The organism is Pseudomonas sp. CFBP 8770, assembly GCF_014841705.1.
In the GTDB taxonomy this organism is placed as follows: Bacteria; Pseudomonadota; Gammaproteobacteria; order Pseudomonadales; family Pseudomonadaceae; genus Aquipseudomonas.
Genome location: NZ_JACYUL010000002.1, coordinates 89489 through 111696, shown reverse-complemented (window position 1 = coordinate 111696; position 22208 = coordinate 89489). Strand labels below are relative to the sequence as shown.

The 22208-nt window shown below is 64.9% G+C and carries 14 protein-coding genes; 7 read left to right on the top strand and 7 right to left on the bottom strand.

The window, feature by feature from the left end:
* Positions 1 to 73: 73 nt before the first annotated feature.
* The 4 genes from IFT98_RS05315 to IFT98_RS05300 form a co-directional block, all read right to left on the bottom strand.
* On the bottom strand, positions 74 to 2563 hold the full coding sequence (locus IFT98_RS05315) for a FimV family protein (protein WP_192047666.1): 2490 nt from the start codon (positions 2561 to 2563) through the stop codon (positions 74 to 76).
* A gap of 112 nt (positions 2564 to 2675) precedes the next feature.
* Positions 2676 to 3683, bottom strand: coding sequence for an aspartate-semialdehyde dehydrogenase (locus IFT98_RS05310; RefSeq protein WP_192047665.1), 1008 nt, complete (start codon positions 3681 to 3683; stop codon positions 2676 to 2678).
* Between the two features lie 299 nt (positions 3684 to 3982).
* Positions 3983 to 5476, bottom strand: coding sequence for a polyphosphate:AMP phosphotransferase (pap, locus tag IFT98_RS05305; protein ID WP_192047664.1), 1494 nt, complete (start codon positions 5474 to 5476; stop codon positions 3983 to 3985).
* Positions 5477 to 5497: 21 nt separating this feature from the next.
* On the bottom strand, positions 5498 to 9793 hold the full coding sequence (locus IFT98_RS05300) for an NEL-type E3 ubiquitin ligase domain-containing protein (RefSeq protein WP_192047663.1): 4296 nt from the start codon (positions 9791 to 9793) through the stop codon (positions 5498 to 5500).
* 174 nt (positions 9794 to 9967) lie between these two features.
* Between IFT98_RS05300 and mnmC the strand changes: the two genes are divergently transcribed.
* The 6 genes from mnmC (at position 9968) to pdeM (ending at position 19453) form a co-directional block, all read left to right on the top strand.
* Positions 9968 to 11941 (top strand): bifunctional tRNA (5-methylaminomethyl-2-thiouridine)(34)-methyltransferase MnmD/FAD-dependent 5-carboxymethylaminomethyl-2-thiouridine(34) oxidoreductase MnmC, encoded by a 1974-nt coding sequence (mnmC, locus tag IFT98_RS05295; protein WP_192047662.1) that lies wholly within the window; start codon positions 9968 to 9970, stop codon positions 11939 to 11941.
* 90 nt (positions 11942 to 12031) lie between these two features.
* Positions 12032 to 12700, top strand: a complete 669-nt coding sequence (locus tag IFT98_RS05290) for an ABC transporter ATP-binding protein (RefSeq protein ID WP_192047661.1) — start codon at positions 12032 to 12034, stop codon at positions 12698 to 12700.
* A gap of 1 nt (position 12701) precedes the next feature.
* Entirely contained in the window at positions 12702 to 15173 is a 2472-nt protein-coding gene (locus IFT98_RS05285; RefSeq protein WP_192047660.1) for an FtsX-like permease family protein, read from the top strand.
* Between the two features lie 4 nt (positions 15174 to 15177).
* Positions 15178 to 16242 carry a lipocalin-like domain-containing protein gene (locus IFT98_RS05280; protein WP_192047901.1) on the top strand — a complete coding sequence of 355 codons (1065 nt, stop codon included), beginning with the start codon at positions 15178 to 15180 and terminating at the stop codon, positions 16240 to 16242.
* Positions 16243 to 16328: 86 nt separating this feature from the next.
* Positions 16329 to 18800 (top strand): ligase-associated DNA damage response DEXH box helicase, encoded by a 2472-nt coding sequence (locus tag IFT98_RS05275; protein WP_192047659.1) that lies wholly within the window; start codon positions 16329 to 16331, stop codon positions 18798 to 18800.
* A complete protein-coding gene (pdeM, locus tag IFT98_RS05270; RefSeq protein WP_192047658.1) occupies positions 18797 to 19453 on the top strand; it encodes a ligase-associated DNA damage response endonuclease PdeM in 657 nt (218 codons plus the stop codon). The genes IFT98_RS05275 and pdeM overlap by 4 nt, the downstream gene beginning before the upstream one ends.
* Positions 19454 to 19457: 4 nt before the next feature.
* Here pdeM and IFT98_RS05265 read toward each other — a convergent pair whose 3' ends face one another.
* Together IFT98_RS05265 and dcd are read right to left on the bottom strand one after the other, a co-directional pair.
* Positions 19458 to 19661 (bottom strand): hypothetical protein, encoded by a 204-nt coding sequence (locus IFT98_RS05265; RefSeq protein WP_122795046.1) that lies wholly within the window; start codon positions 19659 to 19661, stop codon positions 19458 to 19460.
* A gap of 113 nt (positions 19662 to 19774) precedes the next feature.
* A complete protein-coding gene (dcd, locus tag IFT98_RS05260) occupies positions 19775 to 20341 on the bottom strand; it encodes a dCTP deaminase (RefSeq protein ID WP_043185284.1) in 567 nt (188 codons plus the stop codon).
* A 324-nt stretch (positions 20342 to 20665) separates the two neighbouring features.
* Between dcd and IFT98_RS05255 the strand changes: the two genes are divergently transcribed.
* On the top strand, positions 20666 to 20875 hold the full coding sequence (locus IFT98_RS05255) for a cold-shock protein (RefSeq protein ID WP_049862192.1): 210 nt from the start codon (positions 20666 to 20668) through the stop codon (positions 20873 to 20875).
* 128 nt (positions 20876 to 21003) lie between these two features.
* Here IFT98_RS05255 and apbC read toward each other — a convergent pair whose 3' ends face one another.
* On the bottom strand, positions 21004 to 22098 hold the full coding sequence (apbC, locus tag IFT98_RS05250) for an iron-sulfur cluster carrier protein ApbC (RefSeq protein ID WP_192047657.1): 1095 nt from the start codon (positions 22096 to 22098) through the stop codon (positions 21004 to 21006).
* Positions 22099 to 22208 lie beyond the last annotated feature (110 nt).

Genomic DNA, 22208 nt, shown 5'->3' with positions numbered 1-22208 from the left:
CTCCCACAAAGAGGGCCTCGATGTACAGATGCGGGAGCAGGTTTGGGGGTCGGACGGCGAAGGCCGCACCGCGTTACCGGCTGATGCGCCCAAGCATCTCGCGCGCCTCATCCTGCTGCCCGGTGCTGCCTTCTTTCAGCACTTCGCCCAGAATGTCGCGGGCGCCGTCGTTGTCGCCCATCTCGATGTAGGCACGGGCAAGGTCAAGCTTGGTGCCAGCCTCGTCTCCCCCGTCGAGGTAGTCGAAATCGTCTTCGCCTTCGATTGGCGGGAGGTCTTCAGGCTTGGGTGGCACGGCGAACGGTTCGGCCATGGGTGTGCGGGCAAAACCGTCGGACAGTTTTTCCAGTTCGGCATTGATCTCGTTCAGGCGCGATTCGGGTGCCTGTGGCTGCTCGGTATCATCAGCCAGCGACAGATCGAAATCTTCCGGCAAGGTCGCGTCGTTTTCCTCGGTCGAGTTGCCCGCTGCAGCTTTCTGCTCGGCCAGCAAGGTGTCGAAATCGATGTCACTGCCCGGCGTCGGCGCAGGGTCCAGGGTGTCGTCCAGATTGAGGTCGAAATCGGTGTCGAAGGTGCCGTCCAGCGAATCGGCGGCCCCCGGCTCGTCGTGCAGTAGCTGCTTGACGTAATCGGCGTCCATCTGCGCTGCCGTGGCCGCTGCGCCGGCGGCCGCTGCGGCAACGCCCAGCATGGCAGGGAAACGTGTTTTCAACCGCTCGACGTCCGCATGGTTCTGGCCGGTGGCGATCAACTGCCGTTCCTGGCCGACGAAGCCATCCCGGTCACCCTGCAGGCCATACACTTCCATCAATTTCAAGCGCAGGTCGCTGCGCTTGGGCTCGCGCTCGGTCGCCGCCTCCAACAGTTCGGCGGCGTGGTTGAGGCGGCCGCGGGCAATGCTCTGCTCCACTTCCGCGAACAGCCCTTCGTCGGTGTCGATGCTGGGGCGCAGCGGTGGCGTAGGCAGCACGGTCTGCGCGGGCGCTTCGGCGAAGGTCGCAGGTGCGGCACTGGCCCTGGCGCCTGCTACCGAGGCGGCCACCATGGCCGGGGTCAGGTGCACGGTTGCTGCCGGGCGCTCCAGTCCTTCGAAGCTGTTGGGCGGCAAATCGAGATCCGGGCCGTGATCGGGCTCTTCGGCCAGCGCACGAGCCATGCGCATGTGCTTCTCCGCCTCCTGCTGCGCCTTGCGACGGCGGGCCAGCAACAGCAGCAGCAAGAGCAGCGCCGCAAGAGCACTGGCACCGACCACCATCAGCAGGGTCGAGTTGTCGCTGGGCTGCTCGGCAACTGCGTCATCGGCCGGGTCGCTGGCCGCATTCAGCGGCTCGCCCTGCGGCAAGGCCGGCGTACTGGCGGCCGCGTCGGGATTAACCTGCTCGGTGGCACCGGGTACCGCCGGTGCCGGAACCAGCGCGGCGTTGACCGGGGCATCGGGATCGCCCTCGGCAGGCTCGCCGCTGGCATCCGCAGGGGCCAGCGCTTGCGCCGGCGCCAATGCCTCGGCCGGCACCGGAACATCGGCGCCCGCCGCCTGCATCTTGGCCAGTTGGTCGTTCTTGAGCTGAATCAGTTTCTGCAACTTGTCGAGCTGGCTCTGCAGGTCGGCGTTGCGGCTGCGCAGTTCTTCGTTGTCACGGCGCGTGGAGTCCAGGGCTTCCTGGGTCACGGCGAGCTTCTGGTCGAGTGCCCTGGCATCGCCGGCCGGACCATCGACCTCGCTGGCGCCAGACACCAGGCTGAGGTTGTCTTGCGGCGGCGCGGCGGCCGGCGCCGGAGCACCGTTGCCACGGCGCGTGGCATCGACCTGTTGCGCCCGCGGACCGAGGCGACGACCTTCGCGCCAGGCAGCATTCTGCCGCGCGACTTCGGCCACGGCTGGGCCCGGCGCGGTAGCCGCCGTCTGCTGGGCATCAGGCATGCGCAGCACCTGCCCGGTCTTGAGCCGGTTGATGTTGCCGTCGAGGAACGCATCGGGGTTGAGCGCCTGGATGGCCAGCATGGCTTGCTGGACCGAGCTGCCCTGGCGATTGCGCGCAGCGATCTCCCACAGGGTGTCACGCGAACCCGTGGTGTAGGACGTCTGGTTGGCGCTCGCTGCGGGCCCGCTCAGCGCCGGTTGCGGCGCATTCTGCGCCGCCTGTGCTGCCTGCGGGGCAAACTGCGCGGGATCGAGCAGCATGCTGTAGTCGCGCAGCAGCCGGCCGCTGGGGAAATTGACTTGCACGAGGAACTTCACCAAGGGCGCCGACAAGGCTTGCGTCGAGGTCACGCGGATGACGCTGCGGCCACTGGCGTTGATCACCGGAGTGAAACGCAGGCTGTCGAGGAACGCCTGGCGCTCGACGCCCGCCTTGCTGAATTCCTCGGCCGGGGCCAGCACTGGCTGCACCTCGGCGGCAGTGAGGCCGCGCACATCGAGCAGTTCTATCTCGGCGAGCAGGGGCTGGTTCACCGCGGACCTGAGGGTCAACTCACCCAGCTCCAGGGCGTTGGCGATACCGGAGGACAGCGCCGAAGCGGCAGCCATTGCTAACACCAGTTTGCGAACTTGAACCATGGCCTAATCCTTGTCTGAACATTCCTCGGCAAGCGAGAAGAAGCTTGCGCTGTCGCATGCGAACAGCTGGGCAAAACGGGCGAACTGTCTGCAAATTGTCGGCAAGTATCTTTTAGCCATGACCTTTAATCAACAACTCGGCCACTTGTACCGCATTCAAGGCGGCGCCCTTGCGCACGTTGTCCACCGTGGCCCACAGGCTCAGCGCCTGGGGATCGTCGATACCGGCGCGTACACGGCCTACATACACCACGTCCTGGCCTACCGCATCGCCCACGGCTGTAGGGTAGTCGTCTTCCACCGTTTCGATCCCGGGCGCCGCGGCCAGGGCTTGATTGATGGCCGCAAGGTCCAGCGTCGTGCCGGTCTGCAGCGCGATGCTGTAGCTGTCGCCGAAGAACACCGGCGCCTGCAGGCAGGTCACCGAAATCTTCAGCGTCGGCATGCCAAGCAGCTCGCGCAGTTCGTCGACCAGCCGGCGCTCCAGCGGCACATGGCCCTGCGCGTCCGGCGTACCGACCTGCCCCAGCAGGTTGAAGGCAATCTGGCGGTCGAAGAACTGCGGTTCCAATGGGCGCACATTGAGCAGCTCGGCCGTCTGCCGGGCCAGCTCGCTGACAGCCTCGCGGCCCAGCGCCGAGACGGCCAGGCAGGCGGTCACGTGCACCTGCTGCAGATCCAGCACAGCACGCAAGGGGGCCAGGATCACGGCAAGCGCAGTCGCGGCGGCGCTGGGGCTGGCGACTTGCACGGGCAGTGGCAGATCGCTCAGCACGGCGGCATTGGCTTCCGGGACCACGTTGGGGGCCTGGGACGCCGGCAGGCCGGCCGACAGATCGATGACCGTGCAACCGGCCGCCGTGGCGCGCGCTGCCAAACTGCGCGTCACCGCAGGGCCGGCGGCGAAGAACACCAGCTTGACCAGGCTGAAATCGAACTGATCGACTTCGCGCACGCGCACGTTCTTGCCGCGAAAGGCCACCGAGGCACCGGCCGATTCGCTGCTCGCCAGCAGGTGCAGCGCACCTACCGGGAAATCACGCTCTTCGAGCACCTGCACGAGGGTTTCGCCAACCGTTCCGGTGGCGCCGATCACGGCGATGTCGAAAGTCTGGGGCATGGGCAGGGTCCTCGGGAAATGAACAGGGCGCGCACTTTATCGGTTATCGGCCGCGCTGTCCTGGCAGCAGACAGGCGACGCGGTTTGCCTGAACCACCGCGGTGCGCCCTTCGCGGCCACGGACCGCTCCCACAAGTAACCTCACAACACCCGTGGAAGCGGTCATCGGCCGCGAAGGGAGCGCCGCGGTTTGCCTGAACCACCCCGGCGCGCCCTTCGCGGCCACGGACCGCTCCCACAAGTAACTTCACAACACCCGTGGGAGCGGTCATCGGCCGCGAAGGGAGCGCCGCGATGGCTCAGTCTTTCTTGTCCTTCTTGAAAGCCGCGTCCAGCGCATCGTTGATGGTGCGCAGTACCTTGACTCGCGCCCAGCGCTTGTCGTTGGCCTCGACCAGGGTCCACGGTGCCACTTCGCTGCTGGTGCGATCGACCATGTCCCCTACGGCGTCCCGATAGGCACCCCACTTTTCGCGGTTGCGCCAGTCGTCCTCGGTGATCTTGAAACGCTTGAACGGAATCTGCTCGCGCTCTTTGAACCGCTCCAGCTGGGTCTGTTCATCGATCGCCAGCCAGAACTTGACCAGCACCACGCCGGCATCGGTCAGTTGCTCCTCGAAATCATTGATTTCGCCGTAGGCGCGCATCCAGTCGGCCGGACTGCAAAAGCCTTCGATCCGCTCGACCAGCACACGGCCGTACCAGGAGCGGTCGAACACGGTGAACTTGCCGCGCGCCGGCAATTGCCGCCAGAAACGCCACAGATAGGGCTGGGCGAGTTCGTCCTGGGTGGGCGCGGCAATCGGCACGATGTGGTATTGACGCGGGTCGAGCGCGGCGGCGACACGCTTGATCGCTCCACCCTTGCCCGCCGCATCGTTGCCTTCGAACACCGCCACCAGGGCGTGACGGCGCATGCGCTTGTCGCGCATCAGGCCTGCCAGGCGCGCCTGCTCGGCAATCAGCTGGCGTCCGTAATCGTCCTTCTGCAGATGCCGGCTCAGATCCAGGCTGCCGATCAGGCTGCGTTTGTCGATGCTTTCACCACTGTTCGCCACGACCTTGCGCACTGGCTCGGTGGGCGCCTTCAGGGCAGCCTGCAAACCTTCGAGCAGAATCTGCCCGACCGCCAGGCTGCGATAGTTGGCATCGACACCTTCGATCACATGCCAAGGTGCGTAATCGCGACTGGTGCGCCGCACCACGCGTTCGCCGAAGCGCACGAAACGGTCATAGGTCCTGGACTGCTGCCAGTCCAGCGGGCTGATCCGCCAGCTGTGCAACGGATCGTCACGCAGCGACTTGAGCCGCGCCTTCATCTGATGCTTGGACAGGTGGAACCAGAACTTGAAGATCAACGCACCTTCGTCGCAGAGCATTCGCTCCAACCGCTGCGCGCCGTTGATGGCCTGCTCCAGACGGCCATCCTTGATGTCGCCATGCACCCGATCCTGAATCATCTGGCTGTACCAGTTGCCGAAGAACACGCCCATGCGGCCCTTGGCCGGCAACTGGCGCCAGTAGCGCCAGGCCGGTGGTCGCGCCAGTTCCTCGTCGGTCTTTTCATCGAAGGTGCGCACCTCGATCAGGCGGGGGTCCATCCACTCGTTGAGCAACTTGACCGTCTCGCCCTTGCCCGCCCCTTCCACGCCGTTGATCAACACGATCACCGGGAAACGCGCCTGCTCCTTGAGCTCATACTGGGCCTCGAGCAGCGCTTCGCGCAGGGCAGGCAGACGCGCCTCGTAAGTATCTTTATCGATGGCGTGACCAATCTCGGCAGATTCGAACATGGGGCAGGCATTCCTCTTCGGTTAGCGTGTTCGAGCCCGGGCAGGCTCGGTGGAACTGTACGTATCGCTATTGAAGCCGACCCGCTCGAGCTCGGTTAGTTCGCCCAGTACGGTGCTCTCCGCGTCCTGACGGCGCCGCGCGATGTCGTTGGCCTGGCGCAGATAGTCGCCGCTGCTGCCCGGCTCCTGACGCTCATCGAGGACACTGAGTTCCTCGGCGAACGGAGCCAGACGTCGCTCCAGTGTGCTGGCATGCTGTTCGCGCAGGTAGTCGGTCCAGAAGGGCTGACGAACCATGAACGCGATGAACGGCGACTCGGTTTCGGCTTGCAGCACCTGGGCTTGTGCGGCGTCGTAAATATCCACACCGATGCCTGCCGTGGCCGCATACGCCATGCTCTGCGGCTGGCCGGGCAAGGCCAGGCGACGGGCCAGGTAGGTCCGCAAGGCCATGCGTACTTCTGCCTCGTCGACGCTTACCCCCCGCTCGCGACGCTCGGTGATGATACGCCGGGCGACGGCCTCCAGCCGATCCAGCCGGAACAATCCGCGGGCCAACTCGTACAAGCGCTGGCCACGCTGGCTCCAGGTAGCACCCTGCAGGGCGTGATGCTGCAGCACCTGGACCTCCATATCGCTGAACATGAGCCGCTCTCCGTCCACGCAGGTGTCCAGCCCCTGGGCCATGGCATACAGACGTTGACGCAATTGGCGATGCGCCGACGCCCCGGCAACGACGTTCCACACACGTTGGGTCAGCTCGGCCGCATTGCCGACGAAATCGGGCGTACGGCGCAGGTTGTCGATCAGGTCGATGAAGGCCACAGAGTCTTCTTCGTCGATCAGACCTTGCCAAAGCTGTGCGCGATGGCGACGTTCGACTTCAGTGGCACCCTGCAGCCATACATCGACCGAGGGCCGCCCTACCCGCGTCGGACGAATGTCGTTGGTGCGGTGGGCGAAAAACTGAAAACGCCGCCGTGGTCGAGCGCTTGCAAGCCGCCTGCGGCTGGCGTCATCCAGCCTGTTTCTATCCATGAAGACATCGACATACTGGCCTTGGCTCATGTCATCGAGCACCGATTCGGGAATGTAACGCAGCCGGGTGTTGTAGAGGTTCAAGGTACGCAGCGTCGGCAAACGCGAGGCCCAGTGCGGCCAATGGGGCAATGCCAGGCCCGCCAGGTTGAGCTGCTGAAGACGGTCAAAACCACTGGAAGCGGCGATCGAGCCAAGGTTATTGCCGCTCAAGCTCAACACGCCGAGGTCAGGCAAGCGTCCCAGTCGATCGATCAGTGCCTGGTCAAGGGTGAGGTCGCACAGGGTCAGATCCAGCTCCGTCAGTTGGGTCAATCGGTCGACGGCCTCAGGCAATTGGCCCAGCGCACACTCGCGCAGGGTCAGGCTGCGCAGCTGTGGAAAAATGGCGAGCAGGCGGTTCAGCGCTGTCGCATCCACTGTGCTGCCAGTCAGGTTCAGGTGGGTGACGAAGCTCAGGTCGGCGTTCAGCGCTGGAAAATCGAGCAACGGCGAATAGGTCAGATTGAGGTAGTAATTGTAGCCCTGGGCCGTACGCTCGGCGGGCAGCTGGCGGCGCCAGGCGATGTCCAGGCGCGCCGTGACGTCGGCGCGGTAGTACATCAGGTCGCCACTGCTGGCGCTGTACCGAGCGGGTAGATTGGCCGGGGCCGGTCGACGCGACCAGGCTTCCAGTTGAGCGTGCATCTGCTCACGCTCGTAGGTGAGATTGTCCAACCCCTGCATGATGCCGGCGCGACTCATGCCGGTCTGCTCATAAAGCCCCAACAGCTCGCGGGCGCTTCGTTCGCTGGTACCTGGGTAGATACGGCGAATGCGCGCCACCAACACCCGACGCGACAAGGCAACCTGACCGCGACCGCTCATGGGGTAACCTACCCGCCCGTAGCCGTCGCGCATCGGCGCCCTGAAGCTGTCCGGCGCATGCGCCTGTCCCAGCCAGCGAGCGCAGGCGTCGCGGTGAGCGAAAGCATAGTCACGCACCGTATCGGCCGGCGCGTCATCGCCCAGCACCTGCTTGATGGCCTCCTCCACTTCGACACTGTCCAGCGACTGGGCGCTGTCGAAACACAGCCCTTCGAAGGCGCGATTCAAGCGCTGAGCCTGCTGGTAGTCACGGGCACGCTCGCTCAGCTGCAGAGGAATGCGTCGATTGGTCAGCATTCTCGCTTGCTCGCCGGGCGCAACACCCAGCAGCACCTCCTCGGCTGCAGCGATGCTCAGGGTCGGAAAATCCCGGCAAACGAGCTGGATTGCCGGCCCGCTGCCAAAATGCGTGGCGTCGTAGAGCTGGTCGAAACGCACCTGCGCGGCGTCGTCCACAAGACCGGCGCGCTGTACCTGACGATGCAGGGCAAAGCGTTGCAGCGCATCGATCAGCAAGGCAGTAGGTTGGTCGGCCTGGGCGTAGACCTCGTCCAGCGCAGTCGGCGGCAAGCCGGTGCTGGCCAGCGCCTGATGAATATCCTGCGAGTCCATGCCCGACAGCCGCCAACCCAGATGATCGCGCAGTGTAGCGGCGGCTGGCTCGGGTTGCTGCTCGGCGGCCAGTCGCCAGCCACTGCCGGATTCTTCGATCAATGGCTGGTAGGCGTCTGCGTCGCGCGGATGAATGATGCGCCACTGCTGATGGCGATCATCGAAGCGAAGGTCGTGCAGACGTTCGTCGATGACCACACTGTGACGTGCGTCATCATGATAGAGACAGTCGGTGTCGGGCAGCAGATCGGCAGGCAAAGGCTTGGCCGCGGCGTAATCGTTCAGGTCCGGGTGCCATAGCTGGTGGCGGCCATCGGCGAGGGTCACCGGCAGCAGCTCCGCCAGTTGGGTGTCGGCGGCCACTGCAGGCACGCTGGGCGCGATCCAGCCACGGCCAGCGTGCACCGCACCGGCGAACACCGCCATGGTCGCCAGATTCTCGGCCACGCTCATGGCGTGACCGAAGGCGGCATGGTCGTCACCCTGGCGCCAGTCGTCGACACTACTGAACACTTCCTGCAGCAGCTGGGCGGCGGCACACGTCAGCATGGCTGCGCCAAGCGCCGGAATCACGAACCCGGCGATCTCGAGCAAGGCCGTGCCAGCGTCCAGGTATCGCCGGCGCTCACGCTCCAGCGCAATCGCGTCTTCGTCGACGGTCGGCACCGCCAGCACTCGGGCATCCTGATAGATCCTGAGCACGCGATCGTTGTGCTGCAGCTCGAACAGATCACCGACCACCTGGCGTTTTTCCAGGTGCAAGCGTTGCAGCCAACCACCGGCGGGATTGTCGAGCCGCTGCTGCAGGCGGTGGGTGAACGGCGCGGCGAACTTTTCGCCCACCAGCGAGCAGAAATACCGCTGGAAATCGGCCTGCTGGAGTTTTTCTCCCAACCGTTCGGCGAAGGCCTGGAACGACGGGTACTGCTTGATCGGATGATCCGGCTCGCCCGGCATCAGCACCACGCAGCCGCCATCGGCGCTCGATTCGATCAGTTGCACGCCACACAACGCCACGGCAGCGAAATCGGCGCTGCCCAGCAGACGCAACCAGTGATAGCGAACTGTCTTGCCCGCCCAGGTCGTGGTGGACGCTTCGGCATTCTGCAGCAGCATGCGGTAAACGTCTTGCTCGATATCGCCGCGCAAACGGGCAATGTGGGCCAGCACCGCGAAGTGCGCTCGGTCGTTGCGTGTGAACAGCGCCGCCACCTGTTCGGCCTTGTGCTCGGGTTTGAATACGCTGTCCAGATGATTCTGATACCGCCGGCCCAGGTCCAGGCTGCGGCACATCGAGGCGAATCGCTGCGGATCGAGGCTGATTGCCGGCTTGTCACTGCGGGCACGAAAATCGATGTCCTTACCGGCAGTGACGTACTCGACTCCACCAACCGGCAGCACCATCGAGCCCGGCGGAAATGGCAGGTCCGCCTCGAAGTTCTGCATCGCCGCCACCAGCAGGTTCTGTTCGATGGCGAAGCGATGACTGAAACCCATACCCACGTTGTGCATAGCGCGCACCAGCGAATAACGGCGCGGATCGATGTCGAGGCCAAACTGCTCGCGGACCTCTTTGCCCACCAGGGCGGCGCAGAACTCGGTGACGTCGCGCAACTCGGCCAGCACTGGAGCAAGGGCCAGCTTGGCGGCGTGACTCTCGTTCTGGCTGGCGCTCAATGCCTGGCGCATCGCCGGGCTGGCCTGGGTAAGCCAGGCGGGCAGCTGCTGCGCGACGATGCGCGCATGGCGGCTGTCCCGGGCGTCGTCGGCCTGGCTCATGGGAGGGTAGATCGTGTGCATGGTCGGCTCCTTGCCGAAAGGGGGAGCGTGCACGGTAGCCAGTGCGGCGCGCGCCTGGACGCGTATTAATCACCACCTGGCAAAGGCACTGAGCTGGACTGCGGTGAAGGCGTCGTTGCGCGCGAAGCACGGCCTGCGCGCTACAATGGCGCCTCGCCCATTGCCGACGTCGTCATGAAAACCCCGAGCCTCCTCGCCCAGCTTGACTGGACCGACACCGGTCACCCTCGATCGCGCGCCTTTGGCGATGTGTATTTCGCCGCCGACGGCCTGGCCGAAACCCGCCACGTGCTCATCGAGCAGAACCAGTTGGCCGCACGCTTCGCCGCCCTCGCCGACGACGGTCGCCTGGTGATCGGGGAAACCGGCTTCGGCACCGGGCTGAGCTTTCTCTGCGCCTGGCAGTGCTTCAACGCTTCGGCCGCACCGGGGGCACGCCTGCACTTCGTCAGCGTGGAAAAGTACCCGCTGAGCGCCGCGGACCTGACCCGTGCCCTGGCACTGTGGCCAGAGCTGTCTGCCCATAGCGACGCGCTGCTGAGACAGTATGTGGCCGTGCATGAGGGCTTCCAGCGCCTGGTGTTCGACGGCGGCCGGGTCACTCTGACGCTGCTGATAGGTGATGCGCTGGAGCAGCTCCCGACCCTCGACGGCCAGGTCGATGCGTGGTTTCTGGATGGCTTCGCCCCGGCCTGCAATCCTGACATGTGGACACCCGAGCTGTTCGCCGAACTGGCGCGGCTGGCGGCGCCGGGGTCTACATTGGCGACCTTCACCAGTACCGGCTGGGTGCGGCGCGGCTTGGCGGCCGTCGGATTCAAGATGAAACGAGTGCCGGGCGTCGGCAACAAATGGCATGTGTCACGAGGGGTGTTCGTGGGCGACGCCTCAGTAGCAACACCCGTCGCCAAGCCCTGGTTCGCCCGCCCCGAGCCGCTCACAGGCGAACGTCACGCGCTGGTCATCGGCGCTGGTCTGGCGGGGTGCGCCACCGCGGCCAGCCTGGCAGCACGCGGTTGGCGCGTGTCCCTGCTCGAGCGTCATGCCGAAGTGGCCCAGGAAGCCTCGGGCAATCCCCAGGGCGTGCTGTACCTGAAACTGTCGGCCCACGGCACGGCCCTTTCGCAATTGATCCTGGCCGGCTTCGGCCATACTCGTCGCCTGCTCGAACAACTGCAGCGCGGCCATGACTGGGACGCCTGCGGTGTTCTGCAGCTGGCCTTCGACGACAAGGAAGCACAGCGCCAACAGCAACTGGCCGCTGCATTCCCGCCCGAACTGCTGCACTGCCTGGATCGTCCTCGCGCCGAAGCGCGGGCGGGCGTCGAATTGCCCGGCGGCGGACTGTTCTACCCCGAAGGTGGCTGGGTCCACCCACCGGCGCTGTGCGAACATCTGGCCCGCCACCCACGCATCACCCTGCTGCGCCATCATCACGTGGCCGAACTGCGCTACCGCGACGGCCAATGGCACGCCTTCGACGACGAAACTCCCTTGGCCAGCGCTCCGGTCACCGTGCTGGCCTGCGCCGCGCAAGTCAACGCCTTCGCCCAGACCTGCGCCCTGCCACTCAAGCGCATCCGCGGGCAAATCACTCGCCTGTCGGAGACACCGCGCAGTGCTGCGCTGTCGACCGTGATCTGCGCCGAGGGCTACATCGCCCCCGCCCGTTCGGGCGAACACACGCTGGGCGCCAGCTTCGATTTCCACAGCGATGACCTGACACCCAGCCAGGCCGACAACCTCGACAACCTGGCCCTGCTCGAGGCGATTTCCCCTGACCTTGCCGTGCGTCTGGGCGCCGCACAGCTGCCCGCCGAGCGGTTGCAGGGCCGGGCCGGATTTCGCTGCACCAGCCCGGACTACCTGCCCATCATTGGTCCGGTCGCCGACGCTCGAGCGTTCGCCGAGCGCTTTGCGATCCTGGCCAAGGATGCCCGCCAGGTGCCTGAACAGCCCTGCCCTTGGCTGCCGGGGCTGTACGTCAACAGCGGTCATGGCTCGCGCGGGCTGATCACCGCCCCGCTGTCGGGTGAACTGATTGCCGCCTGGCTGGACAACGAACCGCTGCCGCTGCCGCAGGACGTGGCTTGGGCCTGCCATCCGAATCGCTTCGCGCTGCGGCGCCTGATACGCAACAAAGCTTGAACCTGCCCATGGGCGCGGACTCACAGTCACAGCCCCTCATCGCTGCCAAGGCCTGAGAGCCGCGGCATCACCGTCACGAAGAGCCTGCCCATGCTGGATATCCAGGGTCTGCACAAGACCTACGCCACACCGCAAGGCCCACTGCCGGTGCTGCAGGGCATCGACCTGAAACTGGAGCGTGGCGCCAGTCTGGCCCTGATGGGTGAATCGGGCAGCGGCAAAAGTACCCTGCTGCACCTGGTGGCCGGTCTGGATGTGGCCGACAGCGGTCGAATCGAAGCTGCCGGGCAAGTACTCACGCACATGAGCGAGCGGGAACTGGCACGCTGGCGACGCTGCGACATCGGCCTAATCTTCCAGCAGTTCAACCTGATCGGCAGTCTCAGCGTGGGCGACAATCTGGCCTTTCAGGCCCGTCTGGCCGGCCGCCTGGACCCCGTCTGGCAGCGCGAACTGGCCGAACGCCTGGGCTTGTCGGCACTCCTGCAGCGGTACCCGGAGCAACTGTCCGGCGGGCAACAACAGCGCGTGGCCCTGGGCCGTGCATTGGCTTCGCGTCCGCCGCTGTTGCTGGCCGACGAACCTACCGGCAACCTCGACGAGGCCACCAGCGAGCAAGCGCTGGACTTGATGCTGGAGCTGTTGCAGACCACTGGCAGCACGCTGCTGATGGTCACCCACAGCCCGCTGGTGGCGGCCCGCCTGGAGCGACGCGTGGTGCTGCAGGCCGGGCGCATCGTCACCGGGACGGATCGCTGACGTGGCGGTGCTGTACTGGACCCTGCGCAGCCTGCTCAGCCATTGGCGCCGGCATCCGGTACAGGGCGTGGCGCTGATCACCGGGCTGTGGCTGGCCACCGCGTTGTTCACCGGCGTGCTCGCCTTGAACAGCCAGGCACGACAAAGCTATGCCCTGGCCAGCCAGATGGTCGGTGGTCAGGCCCAGGCGAGCATCGTCGCCCGTGACGGCGCCGACCTTGCGCAATCGACCTTCATCGCATTGCGTCTGCAGGGGTGGCCAGTCTCGCCGGTGCTCGAGGGCCGGATCACACTGCCCGCGCACCCGCAACTGCGCCTGCAAGTGATGGGTATCGAGCCGTTGACCCTGCCAGCCGGCAGCCCCGTAGCCGGCGAGGTACCCAGCAGCGATGATTTGAGCGCGTTCATCGGCACGCCCGGGCGCACCTGGGTGGCGCCGCAGACCTTGCGTGAGCTTGGCGTGGAGGAAGGTGCGCGATTGCTCGCTGGCACCGGCGCGACGCTGCCGCCATTGCAGGCCCGGGCACAGATGGCACCGGGCGTCCTGCTGATGGATATCGGCGCGGCCCAGACGGTGCTGCAGACGCCTGAGCGACTGACCCGTCTGCTGCTGCCCCGAACGTTCGAAGGCGCCTTGCCCGACGCATACACCGATCGCCTGCAAATCAACCGCAGCGATGCCGACGGCGACCTCGCGCGCCTGACCGACAGTTTTCACCTGAACCTGACCGCGCTGGGGCTGCTGGCGTTCGTGGTCGGCCTGTTCATCGTCCACGCCGCCATTGGCCTGGCACTGGAGCAGCGTCGTGCCCTGCTGCGGACCTTGCGCGCCTGCGGGGTGAGTGCCGCCCTTCTGGTGCTGGCCCTGGCCGTGGAGCTGGGCCTGCTGGCGCTGCTCGGCGGGTTGGCCGGCATCGTCAGCGGCTACTGGCTGGCCAGTCTGCTGCTGCCCGACGTTGCGGCCAGCCTGCGCGGCCTTTATGGCGCGGAAGTCGCCGGACAGCTGAACCTGAGCCCGGCCTGGTGGCTGGGCGGTCTGGCATTGAGCCTGGGCGGCGTGTTGCTGGCCGGCGCCGACAGTTTATGGCGTGCCGCACGCCTGCCGCTGCTGGCGTTGTCCGGCGGCGAAGCCTGGCATCAGGCCCATCGCCAATGGCTGCGTCGGCAAGGCATGGTGGCAGCCTGCGCAGCTGTGCTGGCCGTGCTGTTGGCGGTATGGGGCAACGGCCTGGCCACCGGCTTTGCGCTGATGGGCAGCCTGCTGCTGGCGGCAGCGTTGGCCTTGCCGGTGCTGCTCAGCAGTGTCCTCGCCCTGCTCGCCCGGCGCCGCTGGGGCGTGCTGGGCCAGTGGTTCCTGGCCGACTGCCGCCAGCAATTGCCGGGACTGAGCCTGGCCCTCATGGCGTTGCTGCTGGCACTGGCCGCCAACATCGGCGCTGCCAGCATGACCGAGGGGTTTCGACAAACCTTCAGTGGCTGGCTCGAGCAGCGCTTGAGCGCCGAGTTGTACCTGCGGCCACAGCACGCCGAGCAGGCCCAGGCGCTGCAACAGTGGCTGCAACGGCAGAATGACATCGAACAGGTGCTGCCCGGCTGGGAAATGCAGATTCGTCAACAAGGCTGGCCAACCGAACTGGCCGCCGTGATCGACGCGCCGCTGTACCGCGAGCATTGGCCGTTGCTCGAACAGGCCGCCGGCAACCCATGGGACACCCTGTTTTCCACTGACAGCCTGATGCTCAGCGAACAATTGGCGCGTCGCCTGGGAGTGGGCATCGGGGCACGTCTTGCCTTGCCCGCAGCCCAGGGGCGCTGGACCCCGACCGTGGTGGGCATCTATGCCGACTACGGCAACCCCAAGGGCCATATTCTGGTCAGCGCCGCGCAGTTCCAGCAACACTGGCCCGGCACCCCACCCGCCCGCTTTGCCCTGCGCATGGCCGAGGCCGACACCGCTGCCCTGAAAAGCCGAGTGCAGCAAGCGTTTGGTTTGGACGACAGTCACGTGGTGGAACAACGGCAACTCAAGCGCTGGGCCTCACAGGTTTTCGAACGCACGTTCAGCGCCACGGCTGCCCTCAATGCACTGACCCTGGGGGTGGCCGGCGTGGCCCTGTTCATCGGCCTGCTGACCCAGAGCCAGAGTCGCCTTGGTCAACTCGCGCCGCTGTGGGCAATGGGCGTGCCACGGCGCCAGCTGATCCTGCTGAGTGTGGCGCAGACCTTGATCCTGGCTCTGCTGACCCTGATGCTGGCGGTCCCGCTGGGGATTCTGCTGGCATGGTGTCTGGTGGCGGTGATCAACGTGCAGGCCTTCGGCTGGCGCCTGCCCCTGCAGGTGTTCCCATTGCAGATCCTGCAGCTGTGCGGCCTGGCGCTGATCGCGGCGATGCTCGCCTCGGCCTGGCCCATGCTGCGCCTGCAGCGCAGCCAACCCACCGACCTGCTGCGAGTGATGGCCAGTGAGCGCTAAGCTGATCCGGATACTGCTGCTGGCCCTGCTGCTGGCAGCCAGCGGCTGCGAGCCAACCCCGCCCCCTGCCGGTTTTGCCGGGCTCGGTGGCCAGGCCGGTGACTTCGCCCAGGTCACCCCCGGCAAGGTCTTCCAGTTTCCCGCCGACCATGGCGCCCACCCCGACTTCCGCATCGAGTGGTGGTACCTGACCGCCAACCTCGAAGACGATCAAGGGCAACGCTTCGGCGTGCAGTGGACCCTGTTCCGCAGCGCGCTGGCACCGGGCAGCACCGAACCGGGCTGGGATAACCGCAACCTGTGGATCGGCCATGCCGGACTCACCTCCGCGACGGACCACCACAGCGCCCAGACCCTGGCCCGCGGCTGCATCGGCCAAGCCGGTGTGACCGTTTTGCCGTTCAATGCCTGGATCGATGACTGGCACCTGCGCAGCCAACCGGGCGCCGAAAACCCCCTCGCAGCAATGGACGTGCAGGCCCGCGGTGAACATTTTGCCTACCAATTGGCCCTGACCAGCCAGCGCCCTTTGGTACTGCAAGGGGAGCAAGGCTATAGCCGCAAGTCCGATGCGGGACAAGCCTCGTATTATTACAGCCAGCCGTTCTTCACCGCTGCCGGCCAGCTGCAGATCGACGGCAAGCGCTATCAGGTCAAGGGCCGCGCGTGGCTTGACCGGGAATGGAGCAGCCAGCCACTGGCAGCCGACCAGTCCGGTTGGGATTGGTTTTCGCTGCACCTGGACGACGGCCAGCAGTTGATGGTGTTTCGCTTGCGTGGCGCCGGCGGGCAAGACTTTCTCAGCGGCAACTGGATCGACGCCCAGGGGCGCAGCACACCGCTGGCCCCGGGCAGCATCACCCTGCGCCCGTTGCAGGACACCACCGTGGCCGGCCGGCAGGTACCCACGCGCTGGGCCATCGACATCCCCAGCCACGGCTTGCATGTGCAAACCACCGCGTTGAACCCGAAAGCGTGGATGGCGGTGGGCACACCCTACTGGGAGGGCCCGGTGACCCTGACCGGCAGCCACGGCGGCGAAGGTTATCTGGAAATGACCGGATACTGATACACGCACGCGTCTTTGTACAAATATCAAACCAACTTGCGTCATAGCGGTCCTTTTAGAAATATCTCAGGACACTCCACCACGGCATGCCGACCTCCAGCGCTTTTGCCAAACACTGGTTCGCCAGCCGTCAATGGAAGGCCTTCCCTTTCCAGAAGGATGTCTGGGCTGCCGTCAAACGGGGCGAGTCAGGCATGCTTCACGCCAGCACCGGTGCCGGCAAGACCTACGCCGTCTGGTTCGCCGCCCTGCAACGTTTCGCCAAGGCCGGGCCCGTCATCCCCAAAGGCAAGCGCAAGCCGGTCATGGCGCCGCTCACCGTCTTGTGGATCACGCCCATGCGCGCGCTGGCCGCCGATACCCTGCGCGCCCTGCAAGTGCCGGTGGATGAGTTACAGATCGGCTGGAGCCTGGGCTTGCGCACCGGTGACACCAGCAGCAGTGATCGCGCCAAACAAACGCGTCGCCTGCCCTCGGCGCTGGTGACCACGCCGGAAAGCCTGACCCTGCTGCTGGCCCGCGACAAGGCCTGCGAGGAATTGAGCAGCGTGGCCATGGTGGTGGTGGACGAGTGGCACGAACTCATCGGCAACAAACGCGGCGTGCAGTTGCAGCTGGCATTGGCGCGGTTGCGGCAGTGGAACCCGCAGCTCATCGTCTGGGGCATCTCCGCCACCCTGGGTAACCAGGCCCATGCGCAGGAAGTGCTGCTACCCGGTCAGCCGAGTGTCAGTGTGCAAGGTGCGCAGGCAAAGACGATCGAGGTCGACACGCTGTTGCCGGCGGCCATCGAACGCTTTCCCTGGGGTGGGCACATGGGCCTGCGCATGCTCGACCAGGTGGTCGCCGAGGTCGAAAGCAGCAACAGTTGCCTGATATTCACCAACACCCGTGCACAGTCGGAAATCTGGTTCCAGGCCATTCTGGATGCGCGCCCGGACTGGGCGGGCATCATCGCCCTGCACCACAGCTCGCTGTCGCGGGAAGTGCGCGAGTGGGTCGAGCGAGCCCTCAAGCAAGGCCAGCTCAAGGCGGTGGTGTGCACCTCGAGCCTGGACCTGGGGGTGGACTTCCTGCCGGTGGAACGGGTGCTGCAAATCGGCTCGGCGAAGGGCATCGCGCGCTTGATGCAGCGTGCCGGCCGCTCCGGCCATGCACCAGGCAGGGCATCGCGGGTCACCCTGGTACCGACCCACAGCATGGAACTGGTCGAAGCTGCGGCGGCCCACGATGCCGTTGCGCAGCGACGCATCGAGCCGCGCGAATCACCTGACAAACCGTTGGACGTGCTGGTCCAGCATCTGGTGAGCATGGCGCTGGGCGGCGGTTTCCTGCCCGACGCATTGCTGGCCGAAGTGCGCACCACCTGGGCTTACCGCAACCTGACCGACGATGAATGGCAGTGGGCCTTGGCGTTCGTGCGCTACGGTGGCCACTCCTTGACCGCCTACCCCGATTACCGTCGAGTCGAGCCTGACGAACATGGGCTCTGGCGTGTGCCCGACGCCCGCCTGGCGCGTCGTCATCGCATGGGCATCGGCACCATCGTCAGCGATGCCAGCCTGCAGTTGAAGTACTGGAGCAAGGGCGGTGGCGGCCGTTCGCTGGGCAGTGTCGAAGAGGGTTTCATCGCCCGTCTCAAGCCGGGCGACGGCTTTCTGTTCGCCGGGCGCCAGCTGGAGCTGGTGCGGGTCGAGGACATGACCGCCTACGTCAAGCGCAGCACCGCCAAGAAAGCCGCCGTGCCGCGTTGGAATGGCGGACGCATGCCACTGTCCGGCGAGCTGGCCGACGCCCTGGTGGCGAAGCTGGGCGCCGCTGCCCGCGGTGAGTACGCCAGCCCCGAGATGCGCGCCGTGCGCCCGCTGCTGGAAGTACAGCAACAGTGGTCGGCGCTGCCCAGCGAAACCACGTTATTGGCGGAAACGCTGAAGTCGCGCGAAGGCTGGCACCTGTTCATCTACCCCTTCGGCGGTCGCCAGGTGCACCTGGGACTAGGCAGCCTGCTGGCCTGGCGCCTGGCTCAGCGCCAGCCCCTGACCTTTTCCATAGCGGTCAACGACTATGGTCTCGAATTGCTCAGCGCCACCGAAGTGGACTGGGCGACCCAACTGGACCCTGCACTGCTCAGCGCACACAACCTGTTGAGCGATGTACTGGCCAGCCTGAACGCTGGCGAACTGGCCCTGCGGCGCTTTCGAGAGATCGCGCGGATCTCCGGGCTGGTATTCGGCGGCTATCCTGGCTCGCAGAAAAGCACCCGTCAGGTTCAGGCCTCCAGCGGTCTGTTCTTTCAGGTATTCAAGCAATATGACGCGGGCAACCTGCTGCTGACCCAGGCGCAGGAAGAGGTCTTGAAACAGGAACTCGAAGTGCAGCGCCTGGAGCATGTACTGCAACAGATCGCCAGCCGCCGTCTGGATATGCACGCCGTCAAACGCCCGACCCCCCTGGGTTTCCCACTGCTGGTCGAGCGTTTCCGTGAAAGCCTGAGTTCGGAGAAGCTTGCCGACCGTATACGCCGCATGGTCGGCGACCTGGAGAAAGCCGCAGGATGAGTGAGTATTGCAACGTACAATTGGCAGGCGCCGAGCTTTGGCTGCTGGCAGAAAAAGCGGTCTACTGGCCCGAGCACAAGGCGCTGTTGATTGCCGATGCGCACTTCGGCAAGGCGGCAGCCTACCGCAAGCTGGGCCAGCCTGTACCCCGCGGCACCACGGCCAGCAACCTCCAGGTGATAGATCGAATCCTGGAAAAATACCCCACCGAGCACCTCATCTTTCTCGGCGACTTCCTTCATGCACCGGGTTCACATTCGGCTGGCACGCTGGACGCCTTGACCGCCTGGCGTGCGGGCGTCGCAGATTTGCGCATCACCCTTATCCGTGGCAACCACGACAAGCGCGCAGGCGACCCACCTGCCGAACTGCGCTTCGAGGTGGTTACCGAACCCCTTGAAATGGGCCCGTTCTCCCTTCAGCATGAACCTGATCCGCATTCACGCCTGCATGTGCTGGCCGGGCACATTCATCCGGTCTATCGGCTGCATGGGCGCGGGCGCCAGAGCCTGCGCCTGCCTTGTTACCTTTTGCGAGCACAAGTCAGCCTGCTACCAGCATTCGGCGCTTTCACTGGGGGATACAATATGGACAGCGACGCCGACCAGCGTGTGTACGTGGTCGGCGACGGCGGCGTCTGGCAGGTCGCGTAAGCGATCAGACCACAGGCGAGGGCGGTGGCTCGTCCGGGATGGTCGGACTGCCCGGCTCAGTGGGTTGTGGGGTATCGGGATCGGGTTGGCCAGGTACGCCGCCGGCCATGTGGCCGTAGGAATCGGCCAGAAGCGACCAGGCGAGTAGGCCAATCTGGTTGGGCTGCAGCTGAGCCAGTTGAGCACTGATAGTCGGGTCGATTTTCATAGACACTCCTGAGCAATGGCCCGGAATACGGTGGGTAAACCGGGCAAGTCACTCATATGGAGTGGTAAAACGATAACTAGTTCGCCTGGAGGGTTTTCACGCGTCTGGCAGCATCAGGTGCGTGGCAGGGTTACGCCGCGCTGGCCCTGATATTTTCCGCCACGGTCCTTGTAGGACACCTCGCATTCTTCGTCGGACTCCAGGAACAGCATCTGCGCCACCCCTTCATTCGCGTAGATCTTGGCCGGCAGCGTGGTGGTGTTGGAGAACTCCAGGGTTACATGCCCTTCCCATTCAGGCTCCAGCGGCGTGACGTTGACGATGATGCCGCAGCGCGCGTAGGTGCTTTTGCCCAGGCAAATGGTCAGCACGTTGCGTGGAATGCGGAAGTACTCGACCGTGCGCGCCAGGGCAAAGGAGTTGGGCGGAATGATGCAGACGTCGCTCTTGATGTCGACGAAGCTTTTCTCGTCGAAGTTCTTCGGGTCGACGGTGGCCGAATTGATGTTGGTGAACACCTTGAATTCATCGGCGCAGCGCACGTCGTAGCCGTAGCTGGACACCCCGAAGGAAATCACCCGATCTGCGCCCTCGCCGCGCACCTGGCGTTCGACGTAGGGTTCGATCATGCCGTGCTCTTGCGCCATGCGGCGAATCCACTTGTCCGATTTGATGCTCATGGCGGGTGTCCTGAATAGCGAGGTGAATAAAGTTCGAAGGGCATCTTACCGGGCCTCGCGCCGCGGTTCAAAGACTGCCTCGCCCATGGCTCGGCGAACCTGCCGCCGGACTGCGCATCGCCGCCGAGCACTATTTGCAAGAAACCCTGCAAAGACCATTGGCACGTTCCTGAAAAAGGGTTAAGGTGGCGCCACTGTGTTGCTTGTGTCACTGAGAATCTCTACCCGATGTCCAACATCTTCATGAATTTTCCTGCTCTTTGCACTCAGTCTCGGCCAGGGCTTTTCCCGAACCGCAGTTAACTTTGTTCAAGGAGATACACCATGTCCAATCGCCAAACCGGTACCGTCAAGTGGTTCAACGATGAAAAAGGCTTCGGCTTCATCACTCCACAATCCGGTGACGACCTGTTCGTACACTTCAAAGCCATCCAGGCTGACGGCTTCAAAAGCCTGAAAGAAGGCCAGCAGGTCTCTTTCATCGCTACCCGCGGTCAGAAAGGCATGCAAGCTGAAGAAGTTCAAGTCGTATAACTTGAGCTGAACAGCTTCTGAAGAACCCCGCCCTCACCGGCGGGGTTTTTTTATGCCTGCCGTTTGACCTTTTCAGATGCTGGTAACGGCGGGCGCCCTGCGCACCGCCTCTCGCTTGCGTTGACCGTTCAGTCGTCGCTGATGGTAATGCTGGGCATCGCCTGCGCACTGGCTTCCTGCAACACGATCCGCGCACCGACATGCCGCGCCAGCTCCTGGTAGACCATGGCGATCTGGCTCTCTGGCTCGGCCGCCGCCGTTGGCTTGCCACCATCGGCCTGTTCGCGGATCAGCATCGACAACGGCAGCGATGCCAGCAGCTCCACGCCATACTGCGATGCCAGCTTCTCGCCGCCGCCTTCACCGAAAAGATGCTCGGCATGACCGCAGTTGGAGCAGATGTGCACGGCCATGTTCTCGACCACACCGAGCACGGGAATGTGCACCTTGCGGAACATCTCGACACCCTTGCGGGCGTCCAGCAACGCCAGGTCTTGAGGCGTGGTCACGATCACCGCACCCGCCACCGGTACCTTCTGGGCCAGGGTCAGCTGGATGTCGCCAGTGCCCGGCGGCATGTCGATGACCAGATAATCGAGATCGTCCCAGGCAGTCTGGGTGACCAGCTGCAACAGTGCGCCGGAGACCATCGGACCACGCCACACCATCGGAGTGTTGTCATCGGTGAGGAAGGCCATCGACATCACTTGCACACCATGCGCCTGGATAGGCACGAACCATTTCTGATCCTTGACCTTGGGTCGGGTGCCTTCGGCGATGCCGAACATCACGCCCTGGCTGGGGCCATAGATGTCGGCATCGAGAATGCCCACCCGGGCGCCTTCACGAGCCAGGGCCAGGGCCAGGTTGGCGGCAGTGGTGGACTTGCCGACTCCACCCTTGCCCGATGCCACGGCCACTACATTCTTGACGTTGGCAAGGCCCGGAACCTGCGCCTGCGCCTTGTGCGCCTGCACTACACAGTCGATCTGCACATGGGCGCGATCGACCCCTTCTATGTTTTCGATGGCCGTCTGCAGTACCTGGGCCCAACCATTCTTGAACAGGCCGGCGGCATACCCCAACTGCAAGCGTACCTGCACCTGCGCGCCATCGATATCGATGGCCTGCACGCACCCGGCACTGACAGGGTCCTGGTTCATATAGGGGTCGGTGTACTGGCGAAGGACGGCTTCCACCGCTGCACGATTCACGGTGCTCATGGCTACTCCCGATCAAAGACTGAGCAAAACAGGCGGCTATCCTAACGCGTCTGCCCGGACACCGGCAGATTGGATTTGCTCGCCCGCCGGGGCCGGTCTGCGGCTTCGGC